17 protein-coding genes are annotated in these 20,555 nt (G+C 72.2%); 10 read left to right on the top strand and 7 right to left on the bottom strand.

Annotated features, from left to right (window positions below; translation table 11 throughout):
- Window positions 1-54: 54 nt before the first annotated feature.
- Together JYA75_RS11440 and purT are read right to left on the bottom strand one after the other, a co-directional pair.
- A complete protein-coding gene (locus tag JYA75_RS11440; RefSeq protein WP_006945492.1) occupies window positions 55-537 on the bottom strand; it encodes a DUF456 domain-containing protein in 483 nt (160 codons plus the stop codon).
- Window positions 534-1,739 carry a formate-dependent phosphoribosylglycinamide formyltransferase gene (gene purT, locus JYA75_RS11435; protein WP_006945490.1) on the bottom strand — a complete coding sequence of 402 codons (1,206 nt, stop codon included), beginning with the start codon at window positions 1,737-1,739 and terminating at the stop codon, window positions 534-536. The genes JYA75_RS11440 and purT overlap by 4 nt, the downstream gene beginning before the upstream one ends.
- Before the next feature lie 43 nt (window positions 1,740-1,782).
- On the opposite strand from purT, the gene JYA75_RS11430 reads away from it, so the two are divergent.
- Window positions 1,783-4,422, top strand: a complete 2,640-nt coding sequence (locus JYA75_RS11430; RefSeq protein WP_203330055.1) for a vitamin B12-dependent ribonucleotide reductase — start codon at window positions 1,783-1,785, stop codon at window positions 4,420-4,422.
- Between the two features lie 88 nt (window positions 4,423-4,510).
- On the opposite strand, the gene JYA75_RS11425 is transcribed toward JYA75_RS11430, so the two are convergent.
- The gene (locus tag JYA75_RS11425; RefSeq protein ID WP_050035689.1) at window positions 4,511-4,891 is read right to left on the bottom strand and encodes a VOC family protein; all 381 of its coding nucleotides are present in this window, start codon (window positions 4,889-4,891) and stop codon (window positions 4,511-4,513) included.
- 86 nt (window positions 4,892-4,977) lie between these two features.
- Here JYA75_RS11425 and JYA75_RS11420 point away from each other — a divergent pair, with 86 nt between their 5' ends.
- Together JYA75_RS11420 and JYA75_RS11415 are read left to right on the top strand one after the other, a co-directional pair.
- Complete coding sequence (locus tag JYA75_RS11420) at window positions 4,978-5,358, top strand: nuclear transport factor 2 family protein (RefSeq protein ID WP_006945477.1); 381 nt, start codon at window positions 4,978-4,980, stop codon at window positions 5,356-5,358.
- 92 nt (window positions 5,359-5,450) lie between these two features.
- Entirely contained in the window at window positions 5,451-6,548 is a 1,098-nt protein-coding gene (locus JYA75_RS11415; RefSeq protein WP_029545380.1) for a CaiB/BaiF CoA-transferase family protein, read from the top strand.
- A gap of 70 nt (window positions 6,549-6,618) precedes the next feature.
- Here JYA75_RS11415 and JYA75_RS11410 read toward each other — a convergent pair whose 3' ends face one another.
- Both JYA75_RS11410 and JYA75_RS11405 read right to left on the bottom strand, forming a co-directional pair.
- Window positions 6,619-10,098 (bottom strand): serine/threonine-protein kinase, encoded by a 3,480-nt coding sequence (locus tag JYA75_RS11410; RefSeq protein WP_006945466.1) that lies wholly within the window; start codon window positions 10,096-10,098, stop codon window positions 6,619-6,621.
- Between the two features lie 124 nt (window positions 10,099-10,222).
- Window positions 10,223-11,686 carry a PLP-dependent aminotransferase family protein gene (locus tag JYA75_RS11405; protein WP_006945460.1) on the bottom strand — a complete coding sequence of 488 codons (1,464 nt, stop codon included), beginning with the start codon at window positions 11,684-11,686 and terminating at the stop codon, window positions 10,223-10,225.
- A gap of 66 nt (window positions 11,687-11,752) precedes the next feature.
- On the opposite strand from JYA75_RS11405, the gene JYA75_RS11400 reads away from it, so the two are divergent.
- On the top strand, window positions 11,753-12,292 hold the full coding sequence (locus tag JYA75_RS11400) for a methylated-DNA--[protein]-cysteine S-methyltransferase (protein WP_006945458.1): 540 nt from the start codon (window positions 11,753-11,755) through the stop codon (window positions 12,290-12,292).
- Between the two features lie 19 nt (window positions 12,293-12,311).
- Here the strand turns inward: JYA75_RS11400 and JYA75_RS11395 are convergent, their stop codons facing one another.
- Window positions 12,312-13,601 carry an adenylosuccinate synthase gene (locus JYA75_RS11395; protein WP_006945457.1) on the bottom strand — a complete coding sequence of 430 codons (1,290 nt, stop codon included), beginning with the start codon at window positions 13,599-13,601 and terminating at the stop codon, window positions 12,312-12,314.
- Between the two features lie 264 nt (window positions 13,602-13,865).
- On the opposite strand from JYA75_RS11395, the gene JYA75_RS11390 reads away from it, so the two are divergent.
- The gene (locus JYA75_RS11390) at window positions 13,866-14,516 is read left to right on the top strand and encodes a hypothetical protein (protein WP_029545383.1); all 651 of its coding nucleotides are present in this window, start codon (window positions 13,866-13,868) and stop codon (window positions 14,514-14,516) included.
- A 68-nt stretch (window positions 14,517-14,584) separates the two neighbouring features.
- Here the strand turns inward: JYA75_RS11390 and JYA75_RS11385 are convergent, their stop codons facing one another.
- Complete coding sequence (locus tag JYA75_RS11385; RefSeq protein WP_203330054.1) at window positions 14,585-15,535, bottom strand: YafY family protein; 951 nt, start codon at window positions 15,533-15,535, stop codon at window positions 14,585-14,587.
- Window positions 15,536-15,598: 63 nt separating this feature from the next.
- Between JYA75_RS11385 and JYA75_RS11380 the strand changes: the two genes are divergently transcribed.
- From JYA75_RS11380 to JYA75_RS11360, 5 genes are all read left to right on the top strand, one after another.
- Window positions 15,599-16,066, top strand: coding sequence for a pyridoxamine 5'-phosphate oxidase family protein (locus JYA75_RS11380; protein WP_006945450.1), 468 nt, complete (start codon window positions 15,599-15,601; stop codon window positions 16,064-16,066).
- Between the two features lie 316 nt (window positions 16,067-16,382).
- On the top strand, window positions 16,383-17,441 hold the full coding sequence (locus JYA75_RS11375; RefSeq protein WP_203330053.1) for a glycosyltransferase: 1,059 nt from the start codon (window positions 16,383-16,385) through the stop codon (window positions 17,439-17,441).
- The gene (locus tag JYA75_RS11370; RefSeq protein ID WP_203330052.1) at window positions 17,438-18,556 is read left to right on the top strand and encodes a glycosyltransferase; all 1,119 of its coding nucleotides are present in this window, start codon (window positions 17,438-17,440) and stop codon (window positions 18,554-18,556) included. The genes JYA75_RS11375 and JYA75_RS11370 overlap by 4 nt, the downstream gene beginning before the upstream one ends.
- Window positions 18,553-19,560, top strand: coding sequence for a glycosyltransferase (locus tag JYA75_RS11365; protein ID WP_161996373.1), 1,008 nt, complete (start codon window positions 18,553-18,555; stop codon window positions 19,558-19,560). Before JYA75_RS11370 ends, JYA75_RS11365 begins: the two co-directional genes overlap by 4 nt.
- Entirely contained in the window at window positions 19,557-20,528 is a 972-nt protein-coding gene (locus JYA75_RS11360) for a galactosyltransferase-related protein (RefSeq protein WP_203330051.1), read from the top strand. The genes JYA75_RS11365 and JYA75_RS11360 overlap by 4 nt, the downstream gene beginning before the upstream one ends.
- Window positions 20,529-20,555: the final 27 nt, after the last annotated feature.

The raw sequence follows: 20,555 nt of genomic DNA, 5'->3' as shown, positions 1-20,555 counted from the left end.
TTGGATCGACACGATGTGACATTCGGCCACAGCCGTATCCGGAGGCTGCGACGTTCAGGTGAGCAGCACCGCGCCGAGCCACACACCGGCGGCGACGAGACCGCCGAGCAGCTCGACGAGGATCGACAGCGCCACCGCCTTCGTCGCATGCACGGTCGAGAGCCAGGCGTCGCGGTGGGTGCGGTGCCGCTGCACCTCGGACAGGTACGTGCCGAGCAGAAAACCGAGCAGCAGACCGATCACCGGGACGACGAAGAAGCCGACGATGCCGAGCAGACCGCCGGCGACGATCGAGCGGGTCGGCACCCCGGCGCGGCGCATCCGTCCTCCCGGCCACGTGTACTTCACGATGCCGGTGACCAGCAGGGCCGTCGTCGCGACGGCGAAGACCGTCCACGCGACGGTGCCGCCGGTGAGGACGGCCCACACCGCGATCGCCCCGAAGATCAGCAGGGTGCCCGGCAGGATCGGCACGACGATGCCGACGAGGCCGACGAGGATCGCGAGCCCGACGAGGACCTCCGCGCCGGCGGTCACGGCGCCACCGGCCGCACGCGCGATGCCGCCTCGACCGCGCGGGCCCGCGCGGTCTCGACGTCCGGGCCGGTCGACACCGCCACACCCATGCGACGACGGACGAACGACTCGGGCTTGCCGAACAGCCGCAGGTCGGTTTCGGGCACCGACAGCGCGTCGGCGACGCCCTCGAACGCGATGCCGGCGGCGTCGATGCCGCCGTAGATCACCGCCGACGCCCCGGGGGCGAGGAGCGCGGTGTCGACCGGCAGGCCCAGGATCGCGCGGGCGTGCAGCTCGAATTCGGAGTAGCGCTGCGAGCGCAGGGTCACCAGGCCGGTGTCGTGCGGGCGGGGGCTCACCTCGGAGAAGAACACGTCGTCGCCCGCGACGAACAGTTCGACGCCGAAGACGCCGCGGCCGCCGAGCGCGCCGGTCACCGTCGCCGCGATCTCCCGGGACCGGGCCAGGGCCCGCTCGCTCATCGGCTGGGGCTGCCAGGACTCGACGTAGTCGCCGGCGCGCTGCAGGTGCCCGATCGGTTCGCAGAAGAACGTCTCGACCTCCCCGGACGGCCCAACGGCGCGGACGGTGAGCTGGGTGATCTCGTACTCGAAGTCGACGAAGCCCTCGACGATGACCCGGCCGAGGTCGACGCGCCCGCCGGCGAGCGCATAGTCCCAGGCGGCGGCGATCTCGTCGGGGGTGCGGACCGTGGACTGGCCCTTGCCGGACGAGGACATCACCGGCTTGATCACGCACGGAAAGCCGACCTCGGCCGCGGCGGCGCGGACCTCGTCGAGGGATTCGGCGAAGCGGTACGGGGAGGTGGGCAACCCGAGTTCCTCGGCGGCGAGGCGGCGGATGCCCTCCCGGTTCATGGTCAGCCGGGTGGCGCGCGCGGTCGGGATCACCTCGGCGAGACCGCGTTCCTCGACGATCGCGAGCGCGTCGGTGGCGATCGCCTCGATCTCGGGCACGACCAGGTGGGGTCGTTCGGCCTCGACGAGCGCGAGCAGGGCCTGCGGGTCGCTCATGTCGACGGTGTGCGCGCGGTGCGCCACCTGGTGCCCCGGCGCGTTCGGGTACCGGTCCACCGCGATCACCTCGACACCGAGCCGTTGCAGCGCGACGACCACCTCCTTGCCGAGCTCACCTGCGCCGAGCAGCATGACGCGCAGGGCGCCGGGAGTGAGCGGGGTGCCGATTCGGGGTGAGACCATGAGGGGACTATATGTGCCCCGCAGGTCGCACCTGGAGGACGCGATGGACGTCGCAGAACCGAACCTCGAGTCGGACACCGGACGGTTCTTCACCACGGCCGGCGTCGACCCGGCCGACGAGGTGGACTGGCAGCGGCGCGACGCCCGCATCGTCCACCACGGCACCGGCGCGGTCGTGTTCGAGCAGCGCGACGTCGAGTTTCCCGCCGCCTGGTCGCAGATCGCCACCGACATCGTCACGCAAAAGTACTTCCGCGGCACCCTCGGCACCGAGGCGCGGGAACGCTCGCTGCGCGACGTCGTCGCCCGCATCGTGGACACGATCACCGCGTGGGGCGCGGCCGACGGTCACCTCGACGACCCGGAGGCCTTCGCCGCCGAGCTGACGTACCTGATCCTCACGCAGCGGGCGTCGTTCAACAGCCCCGTGTGGTTCAACATCGGGGTGCCCGACACCCCGCAGCAGGCCAGCGCGTGCTTCATCCTGTCGGTCGAGGACAGCATCGACTCGATCCTCGAGTGGTACCGCCAGGAGGCGGTGATCTTCAAGGGCGGGTCCGGGGCGGGCGTGAACCTGTCGCGCATTCGGTCGTCGACCGAACCGCTGGCGGGCGGGGGTACCGCGTCGGGTCCGGTGAGTTTCATGCGCGGCGCGGACGCGTCGGCGGGCACCATCAAGTCCGGCGGCAAGACGCGCCGGGCCGCGAAGATGGTGATCCTCGACGTCGACCATCCCGATATCGAGGAGTTCGTCGACTGCAAGGCGATCGAGGAACGCAAGGCGCGGGTGCTGGCCGCGGCCGGCTTCGACATGGGACTCGACGGTCGCGACATCCATTCGGTGCAGTACCAGAACGCCAACAACTCGGTGCGGGTGACCGACGAGTTCATGCAGGCCGTCGCCGACGGCGCCGAGTGGCCGCTGCGCGCGGTGACCACCGGGGCGACGGTGCGCACGGTGCCGGCCCGCGAACTGCTGCACCGCATCGCGGCCGCAGCGTGGGAGTGCGCCGATCCGGGCCTGCAGTTCGACACCACCATCAACCGCTGGCACACCGCGGCCGCGACGGGCCGGATCAACGGCTCGAATCCGTGCTCGGAGTACATGCATCTGGACGACTCGGCGTGCAACCTGGCGAGCCTGAACCTGCTGACGTTCCTGCGCGACGACGGCACGTTCGACGTCGCCGGGTTCCGGCACGCCGTCGCGGTCGTGCTCACCGGCCAGGAGATCCTCGTCGGCCGCGCCGACTATCCCACCGACCGCATCGCGCGGACCTCGCGCCGGTTCCGGCAACTCGGCCTCGGCTACGCCAATCTCGGGGCGTTGCTGATGGCCCTGGGGCTGCCGTACGACAGCGACGCCGGACGGGCGTACGCCGCGGCGCTCACCGCGCTCATGACCGGGCACGCGTACGCGGTGTCGGCACGGCTCGCGCGCCGGCTCGGGCCGTTCGACGGATTCGCCGAGAACCGGGAGCACACCCTCGCGGTGCTGGCCCGTCATCGCGGTGCCGTCGACGACATCGACGAACAGGTCGCACCCGCCGACGTTCTCGCCGCGGCGCGGGAGGACTGGGACACCGCGTGCGCCCTCGCCGCCGAACACGGGGTACGCAACAGCCAGGTGACGGTCCTCGCGCCGACCGGCACGATCGGCCTGGCCATGGACTGCGACACCACCGGCATCGAACCCGATCTGGCCCTGGTGAAGACGAAGAAGCTGGTGGGCGGCGGGACGCTGTCCATCGTCAATCGCACGGTGCCCCGGGCATTGTCGCGGCTCGGTTATCCCCCGGACAAGGTGGCCGAGCTGATCACCCACATCGACACGCACCGCACCGTCGTCGGCGCGCCGCAGTTGCGGCCCGAGCATCTGCCGGTGTTCGCTACGTCGATGGGAGACAACGTGATCGAGCCGCGCGGCCACGTCCTGATGATGGCCGCGGTGCAGCCGTTCCTGTCCGGCGCGATCTCGAAGACGGTCAACCTGCCGGAGTCGGCGACGGCGTCCGACATCGAGGAACTGTTTCTCGACGCGTGGCGGCTCGGGCTCAAGGCGATCGCGGTGTACCGCGACAACTGCAAACTGGGACAACCGTTGTCGGCCACGGCGGCCCCGGCCGCGACGGCCCCGGCGCCGCGGCGGGAACGGCTGCCCCGGCTGCGCCGGTCGCGCACCTTCGAGTTCCGCGTCGCGGACTGCAAGGGCTTCGTCACCGTCGGCCAGTACGACGACGGCCGTCCGGGCGAGATGTTCCTGCGGGTGGCCAAGCAGGGCTCGACCCTGGCCGGAATCATGGACGCGTTCTCGATGGCGGTCAGTTACGGCCTGCAGTACGGGGTTCCGTTGCGCACGTTCGTCAACGCGTTCACCAGCACCCGGTTCGAGCCGGCGGGCATCACCGACGATCCGGACCTCCGGATCGCGACGTCGATCCTGGACTACATCTTCCGGCGCCTGGCGGTGGAGTACCTCGACGCGGACGAGCGGGCCGAACTCGGCATCCGCACCGGTGCCGAGCGCAGCGCGCCCGTCTTCGACGACGCGGTGGCCGACACCCGGCAGGGTCGTGCGCGCCGAAGCGACGCGCCGTATTGCATGCAGTGCGGGGTGCAGATGCAGCGCTCGGGTTCCTGCCACGCCTGTCCGTCGTGCGGCAGCACCAGCGGGTGCAGCTGACGCGGTCGCGGTTGCGCCGAGGGGAACGTTGTCGCGGCATCACGCGAGTGGCGTCGACGAGAACCGCCCCCTCGCGGCCACGTCGGCCCTAGCCGGTGGCCTCCATCAGCGACAGCACGTTTCCGTGGGGGTCGCGGAACCACGCGACCCGCATGCCCTCGGGCGACGTCCACGCGTCGTGTTCGTCCTGGGCCATGCCGTTGTACCGGATGAATTCGACGCCCTTGGCGCGCAGCGCTTCGACGGTCTCGTTCAGGTTCGGTACCCGCCACCCCAGGGCGGTGTAACCGGTATCGGCGCGGGACTGCACCAGCGTCACCCGCACGGGCGAGCCGCCGCCCGCGTCCAGAATCAGCGTGAAGTGGTCCCGGGACAGCTTCTCGAAGCCGAGGGTGTCGACGTAGAACATCTCCGAGATGTCGAGATCGGTACTGGGCAGGAAGCTCACGAGCTGACCGCGGATCGTCATGGGAACCACTGTGCGCCTCACCCCGCGGCCAGGCAAGGTTGCGGCAACCCGTGCGTGGCGGGTCCGGGGTACTAGCATCTGCTCGTATGAGCACCTCCGAGATCGCGACCGTCCTGGCCTGGCACGACGCTGTCAATTCCAACGACATCGAGACCCTGCTGGCGTTGTCGAGCGACGACATCGTGCTCCCCACCGGGGACGACGACGAGGATCAGGGCCTCGACGAGCTGCGGGAGTGGGCGACGACGGCGGGCGTGACGTTCCGGCCCGGCCGGATGTTCGTGCACGAGGGGATCGTCGTGGTCGAGGAGACCGCCACGTGGGCGGCCGATCCGGAGCACCCGCGCAGTGAGGCGATCGCATTCCGGGTGGTGGGCGACCATGTCGTCTCGGTGTACCGGCACGACACCCTCGAGGAGGCGTTCGAGGCCACCCGGCTGAACGAGGGGGATCTCTACGAGGGATAGGCGACGTGCCGTGACCCCCGGCACATTCTAGCGATCGCTAAGGTAGCCTCCTCGTGGAATGGTCCCAACGCACCCCGAGTGAGGTTCGACGAGTGTCCGCTGAAGCTGTTGAGAAGAAGGGTCCGCTCGCGGGTATCCGCGTCGTCGAGTTCGCGGGACTCGGCCCCGGCCCGCACGCCGCCACCCTGCTCGCCGATCTCGGCGCCGACGTCGTGTGCGTGCAGCGGCCGGGCCTGATCCCGCCCGCCGGTCACCGCGACCAGATCCAGCGCGGCCGCCGCGTCGTCGAGGCCAACCTGAAGGATCCCGAGCAGGTCGAGAAGGTCCTCGGGCTGATCGAGCGCGCCGACGTCCTCATCGAGGGCTTCCGCCCGGGCGTGACCGAGCGCATGGGGCTCGGCCCGGACGTCGCGCTGGCCCGCAACCCGCGCCTGGTCTACGGGCGGATGACCGGCTGGGGCCAGGAGGGCCCGCTCGCCCACGCCGCCGGCCACGACATCAACTACATCTCCCTGACGGGCGTGCTGCACGCCATCGGGCGCAAGGGTGAGCGGCCGGTGCCGCCGCTGAACATGGTCGGCGACTTCGGCGGCGGCTCGATGTTCCTGATCTTCGGCATCCTCTCCGCCCTCGTCGAGCGCCAGAGTTCCGGCAAGGGGCAGGTCGTCGACGCCGCCATGGTCGACGGCGCACTGGCGCTCTCGCACATGATGTGGGCGTTCCGCGGCCGCGGCGTGTGGTCGGACGAGCGCGGTGTGAACCTCCTCGACACCGGCGCGCCGTTCTACGACGTGTACGAGACCGCCGACGGCAGGTACATGGCCGTCGGTTCCATCGAGCCGCAGTTCTACGCGCTGCTGCTGCAGGGCCTCGAGCTCGATCCGGCCGAGCTGCCGCAGCAGCTCGACACCTCGGCGTGGCCGCAGATGAAGAAGCTGTTCACCGAGAAGTTCCTGTCCAAGACCCGCGACGAATGGGCCGCGATCTTCGACGGCACCGACGCGTGCGTCTCCCCCGTGCTCACGTTCGGCGAGGCCCCGGCCAATCCGCACATCGCGGCCCGCGGCTCGCTGATCGAGCTCGACGGCGTCACCCAGCACGCCCCCGCGCCCCGGTTCTCCCGTACCCCGGCGGGCCCGCCGGCCCCGCCGGCCGGCGAGGCCACCGACGTCGACTCCGTCTGGCGCTAGGCAGCGGAGCTGCCGGTGTGTCCTTTGGGCTGCCCTGGCGACCCGAAGGACACACCGGCGCCGCAGGCGCCTACAGGAGGTGCACGGCGCCCGTATCGACCGCGTCCAGCAGGAACGCCGGGGACACGTCCGGGCGACCGGCGCGGCCCCTGCCCGCGGTGAGTTCGTCCGCGAGCCGGCGCGCGACGTCGAGCACGAGCGGGCCGCCGTCGGGCAGGAACCGGAGCAGACCTGCCTGTTCGCACCGCGCGGCGACGGAGGCCAGCAGGGTCGCCGCTTCCTCGTCGTGCCCGGCCGCGGCCAGGCAGGCCACCTCGAGCCGCTCCGCGCGCAGCAGCCTGCGCGCCCGGCGGCTGCCGCGCAGCAGTTGCACCCACTCGCCGGCCCACCGGCACGCCAGCTCGGTGTTCTCCGGCGTCGGATCGGCGAGCAGCCCCCGGATGGCCGTGGCCTCCTCGAGCTGCGCGGTCCACGCCGCCGTGCCGTGGTCGGGGCGCGGCCGCGTCCCGTAGGCGACCGGCTGCTGCCGCGGCGCAGACGGCAGCGGCCCGAGACCGAGCCGGACGCGTTCGTTCTCGACGGCCGCCGCGAGCCGCTCCAGGTTCATGGCGGCGGCCGCACGGGCGCCGTCCGCCAGTCGCGACACCACCGCCTCGCGGTCGCCGCGCACGGCCTTGAGCCGGGCACCGACGACGTACCGCGAGATCTTGAAATCCACGACACCGCCCTCCGAGCCGAGGGCGAAGCCGTCGTCGAGCAGCCGCTCGGCCTCGTCGAGCTCGCCCCGCTCGTAGAGCAGCTCACCGAGGATCGACCCGGCCAGCACCGCGGCCGACGAGTGCCGGCCGCTGCCGCGCCGCGCCGCGCGCAGTCCCGCGCGGAAATGCTCCTCGGCCCCGGCGACGTCGAGCTGTTCGACCGCGGCCAGCCCCAGCAGGGCGCGGGCGTGCATGGTGTTGTAGGGGCCCTCGTTGAGTTCGTGGTACGGCTGCGCCACCTGCTGCAGCCGAACCACCTCGTCGTAGTCGGCCCGGTAGACCGCGGCGAACGTGGCGACGTTGAGCCCGGACGAGATCACCAGCGGCGGCAGTGTGGCGGCGCGGGCCAGGCAGTGCTCGACGAGATCGTCGGCGCGCTCCAGGCGGTCGCAGCGCAGGGCGACGATGCTGCGCACGACCTCCACCTCGACGGCGATGTCGGCCGCCTCCTCGGCGTTCACACCGTCGGCCGCGACCGCCGCCTCCACCACGTCCAGCGCGTGCAGCGCCGGCGCCGAGCGGTGCAGCAGGATGTTCCCCCAGGCGATCGACAGCTGCAGGCGGATCCGGCCCGCCACGGCGCGGCGCGGCAGCTTGGCGACGAGCCCGAGCAGCGTGGTGGCGTGCCCGTGCTCGATCATCCGGCGCCCGTTCTTCTCGACGAGGTCGACGGCGCGGTCCTCGTCGCCCGCGGCGAGGGCGTGGTCGACCGCCTCGCCGACCATCGCATGGCCCTCGTACCACTCGGACGCGGTCCGGTGCAGGGCCGGGACGCGCTCCGGGTGCTCGCGTTCGAGCCGCTGCCGGAGGAACTCGGCGAACAACGGCTGATATCCGAACCAGCGGCCGTCCTCGTCGATCCGGTGCAGGAACAGGTCCCGGTCCTCGAGGTCCTCGAGCAGGGCCTGACCACGTTCGTGCCCGGTGAGCGCGGTGGCGAGGCTGCCGCAGATGCGTTCGGTCACCGCGGTGGTGAGCAGGAACTCGACGTCGTCCGGGGGCAGCGACTCGAGCACGTTCTCGGCGAGGAAGTCGCCGATCGCCCGGTGCCGGCCGGACAGGTGGGAGATCAGTTCCCCGGGGTCCTCGCGTCCGCGCAGCGACACCGCCGCGAGCTGCAACGCGGCCGCCCACCCGTCGGTGGCGGCGGTCAGGTCGGCGACCTCGTCGTCGTCGAGGTCCAGCCCGGCGAGGTCGACGAGGAAGGTCCGCGCCTCGGACTCGTCGAATCGCAATGCCTCGTAGTCGATTTCGACGAGCTCGTCGCGCACCCGCATCCGGCTCGTCGGCAGTCCCGCGCGGGTCCGGCCGACCACCACGAGCTGCATGTGGTGGCAGCCGTTGTCGAGCAGGAAGGCCATCGCGGCGATCGTCGCGGGGTCGTCGACCCGATGCCAGTCGTCGATGATGACGACGAGTCGTTCACCGGCCCTGTGGATCTCGTCGATGAGTGAGGTGAGCACGTAACGTTCGGCCTCGTCGCCGTGTTCGTCGAGCACCTGGCCGAGCTCGCGGGCCAGCGAGGGCCGCACCTGCCGGATCGACTCGACGAGGTGGGCCAGGAACCACACCACGTTGTTGTCGTCGTGGTCGACGTTGAGCCAGGCGACGGGCACGTTCCTCTCGGTGAGCGCGTAGCGCCACTGCAGGGCCAGCATGGTCTTGCCGAATCCCGGCGGGGAGTGGATGACGGTCAGTTTCCGGCGCTGCTCCGTGTCGAGGACGGCGAGCAGGCGCCGTCGCGGCACGAGCCGGCGTGTGGTCGACGGCGGACGGAACCGGGTCGCCGGCACCGGCGGGGTGGTGGCGCGCACGCCGGACCGGTAGGTGCTCCGCCGCTCCGACACGGACGGCGACGGAGGGTGACCGGGCTCCGAGCCCGGCTCGAGTTCCCCGGCTACCGGCAGCTCGTCCACCGGCAGACCCTCGTCGGCCTGCACCTCGCGCAGCAGCTCCCCGAACTCGGCGGCGGTCGCGGGCCGGACCTGCGGGTCCACCGACATGGAACGCTCGATCGCCGAGGACAATCCGTCCGGGACGCCCTGCTCGCGCAGGTCCGGAACGGGCTGGGTGGTCACCCGCACGAACTGCGCCACGACCCGCTCGCCGCTGCGCCGTTCGAATGCCGCGTGCCCGGTCAGCGCGCAGAACAGCGTGGCGCCGAGGCTGTAGACGTCCGATGCGGGGGTGGGCACGCGGCCGCTGAGCACCTCCGGGGCCGTGAACGCCGGCGACCCGGTCACCTCACCCGTCACCGTCTCGAAGCCCCCGCTGATGCGGGCGATCCCGAAGTCCGTGAGCTGCGGCTCGCCGAACTCGGTGAGCAGGATGTTGGCCGGCTTGACGTCGCGGTGCAGGATGCCGACGCGGTGGCCGGTCTCGAGGGCGCCGGCCAGCTTGATGCCGATCCGCACCACCTCGGCCCACGGGATGGGCCCGGAGCGGCGCAGTTGCGCGTCGAGCGAGTCGCGCGGGTGGTACTGCATCACGAGGTACGGGCGCCCGGATTCGGTGGTGCCGACCTGCAGGACGTTGACGATGTTGGGATGCCCGGACAGCCGTCCCATGGCGCGCTGCTCACGCAGGAAACGCTCGAGGTTGTCTGTGTCCATGTGGGAGGTGAGGACCTTCACCGCGACCGGGCGATCGAGTGCGGTCTCGTAGCAGCGGTAGACGACACCGAATCCGCCGCGCCCGATCTCCCGCGCGTCGTCGAACCCGGCGGCGGCGAGTTCGGCAGCGAGGTCGAACCCGATGTCGCGCTGCGTCGCGTACGGATCCTTTTCGGCCACAGTCGTTCTCGCATCCGTCCGAAGTGGCGGCTCGCGGACGGCCACAACGGCGTGACCGCCCGTGCGTACCCCTCGAGCATAACGCCGCGGACCGGTTCCCGGGCCCCGTCCGGCCACCTCCGAATCAGACCACGAGGTGTGGTTCCGCGAGGTCCCGGCCGCGGGCGAGCGCGTCGTACGCCGACGCCACGGACGCCACCGCCCGGCGCACCTCGTCGACCTCCCGCGCGTACGGCAGCCGGAGGAAGCGCTCGAACGCGCCTTCCACGCCGAACCTCGGGCCGGCGGCGAGGACCACACCGTGATTCGGGGCGGTCGCCGCGAGGGCCGTCGACACCGGCGTGGGCATCCGCACCCACAGCGACATCCCGCCCGGCCCCACCGTGTACTTCCAGTCGGGCAGGTGCTCGCCGAGCGCGCCGAGCATCGCCGCCCGGCGGCGGCGCAGCTGTCCACGCCGCCGCTCGAGCAGGTCTTCGACGTCGCCGAGCAGGTGCGCCGCGGCGAGCTGCTCCATCACCGGCGTGCCGAGGTCGACGGCGGAGCGTGCCCCCACGAGCCGCGTGATCAGGGACCGGTCGGCACGGATCCAGCCCACCCGGAGCCCGCCCCACAGGGACTTCCCGGTGGATCCCACCGTCACGACGGACCGATCCGCGCCGTACGAGGCGACCGCGGGGGGTGGTGGGGTGTCCAGCCACAGGTCCACCATCGTCTCGTCCACGACGAGCGTCATGCGGGTCTCCTGGGCGATCCGGACGAGTTCGGCCCGGCCCTGTGCGCCCATGCACAGCCCGGTGGGGCTGTGGAAGTCCGGGATCAGGAACGCCATTCGCGCCGCCGTCTGCCGCGCGGCGCTGCGCAGGCCCTCGAGGTCCCAGCCGGCGTCGGCGCCGCCCTCGGGCCGCACCGGCACCACGACCGGCCGCGCCCCGTGCCGCCGGATCGCCTCGAGCGCATTGGGATACGTCGGATGGTCGACGATCACGCGGTCGCCGGCGTCGGTGAGCACGCCGAGCAGCAGGCGCAGCGCGTGCTGCGCGCCGGAGGTGACCATGATCTGGTCGGCGTCCGTGGGCAGCCCCCGCTCCCGGTAGCGCCGGGCGATGACCTCGCGCAGCGGGGCAACGCCGATCGGCTCCATGCCGTGCGAGTCGAGGTAGGCCGGCACCGAGCGCAACGCGGCCGCGTAGGCGGACTCGATCTCGGCGGCGGGCGCGGGCATGGACGCGTAGCTCAGATCCACGGTCTCGGGCGCCCGGGCGGGACCGGGACCGCCCGCCCGCGCCGGGGCGGCGGTCCGGCCCGACGGCAGCGCGACGGTGCTGCGCGCGCCCTGCCGGCTGCGCAGGTAGCCGGCCTCGCGCAGCGCCGTGTACGCGGAGGTGATAGTGGTGCGGCTCAGGGCCAGCGCGGCGGCGAGCTCGCGTTCGCTGGGCAGCGCCACCCCCAGGGGGACGCGGCCGTCGTGCACCAGCAGGCGGATTCCGTCCGCGAGGGCCCGGTACGCGGGCCGCCGATCGGCGGTGTCCTGCCAGTTGCCGAGGTCGCGGGCCAGGGAGCCGGCGCCGATCGCACGCGTGATCACCGGTCCAGTATCGCAGTCCAGTCGGTGAAGTGGTCGCCTGTCCCCGGTCCAGTCCATACTGACGACGTGACCACCCTCGGCTACACCCTCTTCGACACCGCCGTCGGCACGTGCGGGCTCGTGTGGTCTGCAGCCGGCATCGTCGGCCTGCAACTGCCCGAGACCGCACCCGAGCCGACGCGCGACGAACTGCTCGAGCGGTTCCCGGACGCGGTCGAGCGCCCGGCCCCGGCCGCGGTGCAGCCCGTGATCGAGGCCGTCACCGCGCATCTCGCCGGCGCCCCGGACGACCTGCGCTGGGTTCCGGTCGACTACCAGAACGTGTCCGAATTCGACACCGCGGTCTACGAGTTCGCGCGCACGATCGGCCCCGGGACGGTGGCGACCTACGGCGAGGTCGCCACCCGGATCGGCCGGCCGGCCGGAGCGCAGGCCGTCGGACAGGCCTTGGGACGCAACCCCGTTCCGCTCGTCGTGCCGTGCCACCGGATCCTCGCCGCGGGCGGCGGCATCGGCGGCTTCTCCGCACCCGGAAGCACCGTCACGAAGCGGGAGCTGCTCGCGCTCGAGCACGCCCCCGGCTTCGACGATCCGACCCTGTTCTGACGGGCAGCCGCAGCGGGTTTCAGCCCAGGATGTCGCGCCGCACGATCGTCTGGTCGCGGCCCGGGCCGACGCCGATGCACGACATGCGCGCGCCCGAAAGCTCCTCGAGCCGCAGCACGTAGTTCTGTGCGTTCTTCGGCAGGTCCTCGAAGGTGCGGGCGTCGGAGATGTCCTCCCACCAGCCGGGCATCTCCTCGTAGATCGGCGTGGCGTGGTGGATGTCGGTCTGCGTCATCGGCATTTCGTCGACGCGGACCCCGTCCACCTCGTAGCCGACGCAGATCGGCACGGTCTCGAGGCTCGACAGCACGTCGAGCTTGGTGAGGAAGAAGTCGGTGATGCCGTTGACGCGGGTCGCGTAGCGGGCGATCACGGCGTCGAACCAGCCGCAGCGCCGGGCCCGGCCGGTGGTGACGCCGACCTCGCCGCCGGTCTTGGCCAGGTAGGCGCCGTGCTCGTCGAACAGTTCGGTCGGGAACGGGCCCGAACCGACGCGGGTGGTGTAGGCCTTGAGAATGCCGAGCACCGTACCGATCCGGTTGGGGCCGATGCCCGACCCGACCGCCGCGCCGCCGGCCGTGGGGTTCGACGACGTCACGTACGGGTAGGTGCCGTGGTCGACGTCGAGCAGCGTGCCCTGCGAGCCTTCGAGCAGCACCGTCTCGCCGGCCTCGAGGGCCAGGTTCAGGCGCAGCCGGGTGTCGGCGATGCGATGCTTGAAGCCCTCCGCCTGACCGAGCACCTCGTCGACGACCTGCTGCGGGTCGAGGGCCTTGCGGTTGTAGATCTTCGACAGCACCTGGTTCTTGAACTCCAGGGCGGCCTCGACCTTGTGGGTGAGGATCTTCTCGTCGAGGACGTCGGCGACGCGGACGCCCACGCGGGCGATCTTGTCCTGGTAGCACGGGCCGATGCCGCGGCCGGTGGTGCCGATCTTCTTGGCGCCGAGGAAGCGTTCGGTGACCTTGTCGATGGCCACGTGGTACGGCATGATCAGGTGCGCGTCGGCGCTGAGCAGCAGGTTCGTGGTATCGACCCCGCGGTTCTCGAGACCGGCCAGCTCGTCGAGCAGCACGCCCGGGTCCACGACCACTCCGTTGCCGATCACGTTGGTGACGCCGGGAGTGAGGATGCCGGAAGGGATCAGGTGCAGCGCGAAATTCTCCCCGTTGGGGAGGACGACGGTATGGCCGGCGTTGTTGCCCCCCTGGTAGCGCACCACCCACTGCACCCGGCCACCGAGCAGATCGGTGGCCTTGCCCTTGCCCTCGTCGCCCCACTGGGCGCCGATCAGGACGATTGCCGGCATTTCGCTGTCTCCTAGGGTGTCGACGTGCGGGCGCCCTCCGCCTGCAGGGTTCTGCCGTCACAGAACAGAAGCCGGGGGGACAGTCTAGCGGACCACGTCCGCGGCGCTGCCTCCGGCGTCCGCCGGTCGCCGCCCCGCCTGTGGCGGGGACCGAGAATCCGCCCGACTCACCGTGCCACGTTCGGGCGCCCGGCGGCGGGGCCCGTCGTGACTAGAGTGAACGGAGCATCGTCGGCCGCGAGAGGAGTGCTCTTGACCCCCGTTGTGCTCAAGTGCGGTGACGCCCCGCTGCCGTTGACATTGACGTCCCTGACCACGTTGACCGCCCCCGTGCTTCCCGGCAAGGACGACTTCGAGGACGTGTTCGCGCATCTCGAGTCGGTCGAGGATCCCCGGCTCGTGGTGGTGGGCGGGGATGCCGCCTTCGCCGCGGCGCTGACCCGGATGATGCGCACGGAGCGGCTCGGCATCGAACTGGCCTACGTGCCCGAGCGGCGCACCCCGGCCGCCGAGGCCTACGGGCTGCGGTTCGGGTCCAAGGCCGCGACCGTCGCCCTGCAGGGCGTGGCCCGGCCGGTGCCGCTCATCCGCGACGACGCCGGCATCGCCCTCGTCGGGCGTGCCCTCGTCGAGGGTGAGGTCGGCGAGCTCGTCGGCGAGGCGTATGTGGACGACACCCGCCTGTTCAGCGGGGTCGCCCCGGGCGTGCGGATCGAGCCGATCCCCGACATGCCGGGACTGCGGGCCGCGATCGACCGGCCGCGCTGGTTCGGCGGCTACCGCTGGGTGACCGGACGCGCCGTCCAGCTCGGCTCGCCCGGCGCCCTGCTCACCCGCGACGGGGTGGCCAATCCCCGGGCGGTGAAGCGGTCCACGTTCTACCGGCACGAGCACAAGTGGAAGCTGGTGCGCTGAGCCGTCCGCTCACACCGCTGCACCACGAGAGCCGTTCGCGCAGAACGACTGTCGCTTTCGATCCGACGTCACGAGTTGCACCGGGCCAGCGTCTCGCCGGCGCCGCGGAGGGCGGCCCGCAACGACCGCGGGGCCACGACCTCGACCCCGCCGCCGAGGGCGAGGAGCTGGTCGAGCGCCACCTCCTCGGCCTCGAGCAGCAGGTCCACCCGAACCCGCCCGTCCGCGTCCGGCGGGCCCGGCTCGACGGCGGCGGCGTCGGCGCCCACCACGCGGGGCAGGCGCCGCCACGCGGCCGGGGTGAGGCGGACCGTGCAGGCGAACGTGCGCAGGGCCCGGTCGAACTCCGCCGCGGACGCCGCCCAGTAGGCGGGCAGGTCGAATCCGCCGGGGCGGTGCGCGGGAGCGTCGAGCACGTCGGCGGACGCGATGCGCCCGACGCGGTAGGTGCGGACGTGACCGGTGTGGGCGGCGACGAGGTACCAGACCCCGGCCTTGGCGACGAGCCCGAGCGGGTCGAGGGTGCGGGCCACGGTCCGGCCGCCGCGCCGGTAGCGGATGTGCAGGCGACGCTCGTCGAACACGGCGGACGCGACCCCCGGCAGGTGCGTGTTGTCGCCCGGTGCGGCGAACCAGCCTGGGACGTCGACGTGTACCCGGTCGCGCCACGCCTGGGCGGCGCTGCGCAGGGTGACCGGCATGGACCCGAGCAGCTTGCCGCGTGCCGCCTCGAGCTCCACCCCGAGGTCGGCGGCGAGGGTGGGCACCCCCAGCAGCATCAGCGCGGCGCTCTCGTCGCTGGTGAGCCCGCTCAGCCGGGACTGCCACCCGTCGAGCAGGCGGATGCCGCCACCCGGTCCGCTCTCGGTCCACACCGGGACCCCCGCGGCGGACAGGGCACCGACGTCGCGGTACACGGTGCGCACCGACACGCCGAGGTCGTCCGCGAGTTGCCGCGCGGTCAGGCCCGCGCTGCCCTGGAGCCGGAGCATCATCGCGAGCAGACGTGCCGATCGCATGTCCGCAGCCTACGCGGAAATCGCTGACATCGGATGTCAGTGATACGGGGGCATGCTGGGTCCATGACCACATGGGACGAGTTCTCCGAGCAGGCACCGGATCTGGCGAAGGCGATCGCCGCACGACTGCAGGCGCACAAGCATCACGTCCTGGCGACGGTGCGACGGGACGGGTCGCCCCGTGTCAGCGGGACGGAGGTCGAGATCGTCGGCGGCCGGCTGGTGCTCGGCTCGATGCCCGGCGCGCGGAAAGCGCGCGATCTGCAGCGCGATCCGCGCTACGCCCTGCATTCGAATCCCGGGCACCACTCGATGACAGGGGGCGACGCGAAGGTCGCCGGCCGGGCCCGGGAGTTGCACGACGAGGAGAAGGCAGCCGTGCTCGCCGCCTACCCGGAGGAGGTGCCGCCGGGACCGATGCACGTGTTCGAACTCGGCCTGGCCGAGGCGGTGCTCACGTCGGTGGACGGGGAGCACCTGTACGTGGACCTGTGGCGGCCCGGTGCCGCGGTCGAACGCTTCACCCGCTGACCGGCCGGAGCTGCCGTTTCGACCCGCCGGTCGGCCCGGCATGCCGAGGGAGTTCGGCGCCCCGGGCTGTCGAGTTCAACCCGGGGCACCTTGACCGGCCCGCATCCGGACTACGAGACGGCCCTGAACCGTTGTGCCCGCTGACGTGCGGTCGAAACCTCCGGCCCCGAATACGTCCGTCCGCCGCACGCCGGGCCTCCGCCCTCGTCGCCTCCTCGGGCGAGGTGTGGGATGCCCGCCGAACGGGTAGCCGCCGGTCGTGGCCTGCCACCCGCGCGTGGCCGGCCGTGAAGGTCGTCACGGGGAGGTTGGGAGCATGATTCGAGTGGCCTCGGTGCCCGCGTCGCACGTCTACGTCCGGCACCTCGCCGGACCGAACGGGGACGACGAGGTGGTCCGGCTTCCCGATCCGGTGCCCGCAGACGGACGTAAGGTGCCGGGCGGATGGTGGCCTCCGCTCATGCTCGAGCCGGGATGGATCGCCGCCAACCACACCGAGTTCGACGTGTTCCACGTCCACTTCGGTTTCGACGCGATCGAACCGGAGGCCCTGCAGGATGTGGTCGCGGAACTTGCCGACCACGACATCCCGCTCGTCTACACCGTGCACGACCTGCGCAACCCGCATCATCCCACGCCGGGCACCCACCACAAGCAGCTCGACGTCCTGATCCCCGCTGCCACCGAACTGATCACGCTCACCGAGGGCGCCGCCGAACGCGTCGAGGCGACGTGGGGCCGCGCCCCCACCGTCCTGCCCCATCCGCACGTGGTCGAACGACCCTGGTTCGCGCGCGCGTCCCGGTCGCCGGACGAGCCGTTCGTCGTCGGGGTGCACGCGAAGAGCCTGCGCGCCAACATGGACGTCTTCCCCGTCCTCGACACCCTGGCCCGCACCGTGCGGGATCTGCCCGGCGCGCAGCTGCGGATCAACGTCCACGACGAGGTCTTCGATCCGGACAACCACTGGTACGCCCCCGAGGCCGGGGCGAAGATCCTCGCCTTCGGCGACCGGCCGGGGGTCGACGTGCGCGTGCACAGGTACTTCTCCGACGACGAGTTGTGGGAGTATCTGTCCTCGCTGTCGGTGTCCGTCCTGCCGTACCGGTTCGGCACCCATTCCGGCTGGCTCGAGGCCTGTCACGATCTCGGCACGGCGGTGATCGCCCCGAGTTGCGGCTTCTACCACCAGCAACGGCCATGTCAGGTGTTCACCTACGACGAGCAGTCCTTCGACCCGGATTCCCTGGCCGATTCGGTACGCGCCCTGTATCACAGCGGCCGGCGGCCCCACAGCGACTGGACGCAGCGAATGTTCGAGCGCCGTTTCCTGGCCCAGGCGCACCGCACGATCTACGAACGGGCACTGTCGTGATCGACCGTCCGCTGCGCATCGCCCTCATCGCGTCCCACCGTTTCCCCGTCGCACAGCCCTTCGCCGGGGGACTCGAGGCCCACGTATGGCACCTGACCCGGGCGCTCGGCGCCGAGGGGCACCGGGTGACGCTGTTCGCTGCCGCCGGCTCCGACGTCACGCTGCCCGCCTCGTTCCTCGAGGTGCGCACCTTCACCCCCAGCCCCGCGGCCCGCAGCGACGTGTCGATGCCGCCGGAAACGTTCCTCGACGCCCATCACGCCTACCTGTCCCTGCTGCTGGAACTGGCCGGCCCGCTCGCCGGTTCGTTCGACGTGATCCACAACCACAGCCTTCACTACCTGCCGCCGGCGATGGCCGCGACGCTGCGCACCCCGATGCTGACCACCCTGCACACCCCGCCGACGCCGTGGCTCGAGTCGGCGCTCGCCGTCCCCGGCGGCGGCCCGGCCCACTTCGCGGCCGTCAGCAGGCACACCGCGGCGGCCTGGGCGCACGCGGTCACCGCGCCGATCACCGTCGTGCCGAACGGTGTCGACCTCGGGACGTGGCCACCGGGCCCGGGTGGGCCGTCGCTGATCTGGTTCGGCCGCTTGGTCCCCGAGAAGGGCGCCCACCTGGCGATCAAGGCGGCCCGGCGCGCGGGAATGCACCTGCGGCTCGCCGGTCCGGTCAGCGACGAGGACTACTTCACCCGGCACATCGCCCCGCACCTCGACGACGGCGTCACCTATCTCGGCCACCTGCCGCAGCAGGAACTCGCGGCCGCGGTGGGCCGGTCGGCCGCCACCCTGGTCACTCCGCAGTGGGACGAGCCGTACGGACTCGTCGTGGCCGAGTCCCTCGCGTGCGGCACACCCGTCGTCGCCTTCGCGCGCGGCGGCATCCCCGAGGTGCTCGACCGGCGCAGCGGCTGCCTCGTCGCTCCCGACGACGTGGCCGCGCTGGCGGCGGTCGTACCTCAAGCGGTCCGGCTGTCCCGGCGCGACGCCCGTCGGCGCGCCGAGACGTTCTGTTCGGAACGCACCATGGTGGACTCCTATCTCGGTCTGTACCGCCGCCTGTGCACGGCGCCCGCCCGCACCGGCCCGATCGTCCGGCGGTGCCCGGCGTGATCGGCTACTACATCCACCACCACGGGCACGGGCACCGCACCCGCGCGGCCTCGATCTGTGCCCGCACGCGCGAACCCGTGACCGCCCTGTGCTCGGCCCCACTGGGCCGCTTCGCGGACGTCTTCGCCGACATCGTGGAACTGCCCCGCGACGACGAGGCCAGCGACACCGCCGAGGATCCCACCGCCGGCGGGCTGCTGCACTGGGTCCCCCGGCACGACCGCGGCCTGCGCGAGCGGATGGCGGCACTGGCGCACTGGGTTGCCACGGCCCGGCCCCGGCTGCTGGTGGTCGACGTGTCGGTCGAAGTCGCGGTGTTCGCCCGGCTGTTGGGCGTTCCCGTCGTGGTCGTGGCGATGCCGGGCGAGCGCACCGACACGCCGCACCGGCTGGGATACCGCGCGGCCGAGCACATCGTCGCCGCGTGGCCGCGGGAGGTGTACGACCCGGCGTACCTGCGTCCGTACGCGGACAAGGCCACGTACGTCGGCGGCATCAGCCGCTTCGACGGCCGTCCCGTCGCGGACTCCGGGCCCGGCGACCGGCCCCGGGTCCTGGTCCTGAGCGGAAGCGGCGGCTCCTCCCTTCCGGCCCGGCACCTGCGCGACCTCGCCGACCGTCATCCCGGCTACGAGTGGGACGGCCTCGGCATGCCGGACGGACCGTGGACGGACGATCCGTGGCCTGCCCTGAGCCGCGCCGACGTCGTCGTCGGCCACGCCGGGCAGAACACCGTCGCCGACATCGCCGCCGCGCGCCGCCCGGCGATCATCGTCGCCGAGCCCCGGCCGTACGACGAGCAGTGCGCCACCGCCGACGCGCTCGGCCGGGCCGGGCTGGCGGTAACCCTGCCGGCCTGGCCGCACCCCGACGACTGGCCGAAGTTGCTGCGCCGGGCGCGGCGGCTCGACCCTGCGCAGTGGTCCCGGTGGCGCACCGAGGGGTCCGCGGCGCGCGCCGCCGCGGCGCTCGAGGAGGTCGCCGCGAAGGTCGCGCCGCGATGAAGACGACCGTGATCACCCTCGTCGCCGGCCGGCACGCGCACCTTCGGCTGCAGCTGCGCGGCCTGGCCCGCAGCGAGCGGGCCCCGGACGACCACGTGGTGGTCTCGATGGGTGACCCGGGCGTCGCGCCCCTGATCGAGTCGGAGGGCTATTCCGCTCACACGGAATGGCTGCCCACCGCCGGTGGGCCGTTGCCCCCACCCGCCAGCGGGCCGTTGCCCCCTCCCGCCCGCGGGCCGTTGCCCCCTCCCGCCCGCGGGCCGTTGCCACTGTCCGCCGCCCGCAATCTCGGCGCCGAACGCGCCCTGGCCCGCGGCGCCGACCTGCTGGTGTTCCTCGATGTCGATTGCATCCCCTCCGCCGGCCTGCTGGGACTGTACGAGCGGGCCGCGAGCAATCCCCGGCACCGCGACGCGCTGCTGTGCGGCCCGGTGACCTACCTGCCGCCGCCGGGGCCCGGCGGATACGACCTCACCCGCCTCGGCCGGAACGTGCACCCGCACCCCGCGCGGCCGGACCCGCCCGCCGGCACGATCCACGTCGGTGACGAATACGACCTGTTCTGGTCCCTGTCGTTCGCGACGACCCGCGAGACATGGACGGCCGTCGGTGGCTTCTGCACGGACTACATCGGATACGGCGGTGAGGACACCGACTTCGCCCAGCGCGCCGCGCGGGCCGGGGTGGGTCTGCGCTGGATCGGCGGCGCGCACGCCTTCCATCAGCACCATCCGGTCTCCGACCCGCCCGTCGAGCATATGCACGAAATCCTTTACAACGCAGCCGTTTTCCACCGACACTGGGGGCGCTGGCCGATGACCGGGTGGCTTGCGCGGTTCGCCGAGGCGGGCCTGGCCCGATACGACGCCGCCACGGACCGGTGGGTGGCCACCCGCGCACGCCGAGACCTGACGCGTCCCGGCCGATGTTTGGGAACGGACGTGCGCGGCAACTCGGTCGAGACGTGAACGTCACCCGTCTCGACCGAACGGAGC

Origin of the sequence: Rhodococcus sp. PSBB066, assembly GCF_017068255.1 — a bacterium.
Classification (GTDB): Bacteria; Actinomycetota; Actinomycetes; order Mycobacteriales; family Mycobacteriaceae; genus Rhodococcus; species Rhodococcus aetherivorans.
This window is presented reverse-complemented; position numbering and strand designations above follow the sequence as displayed.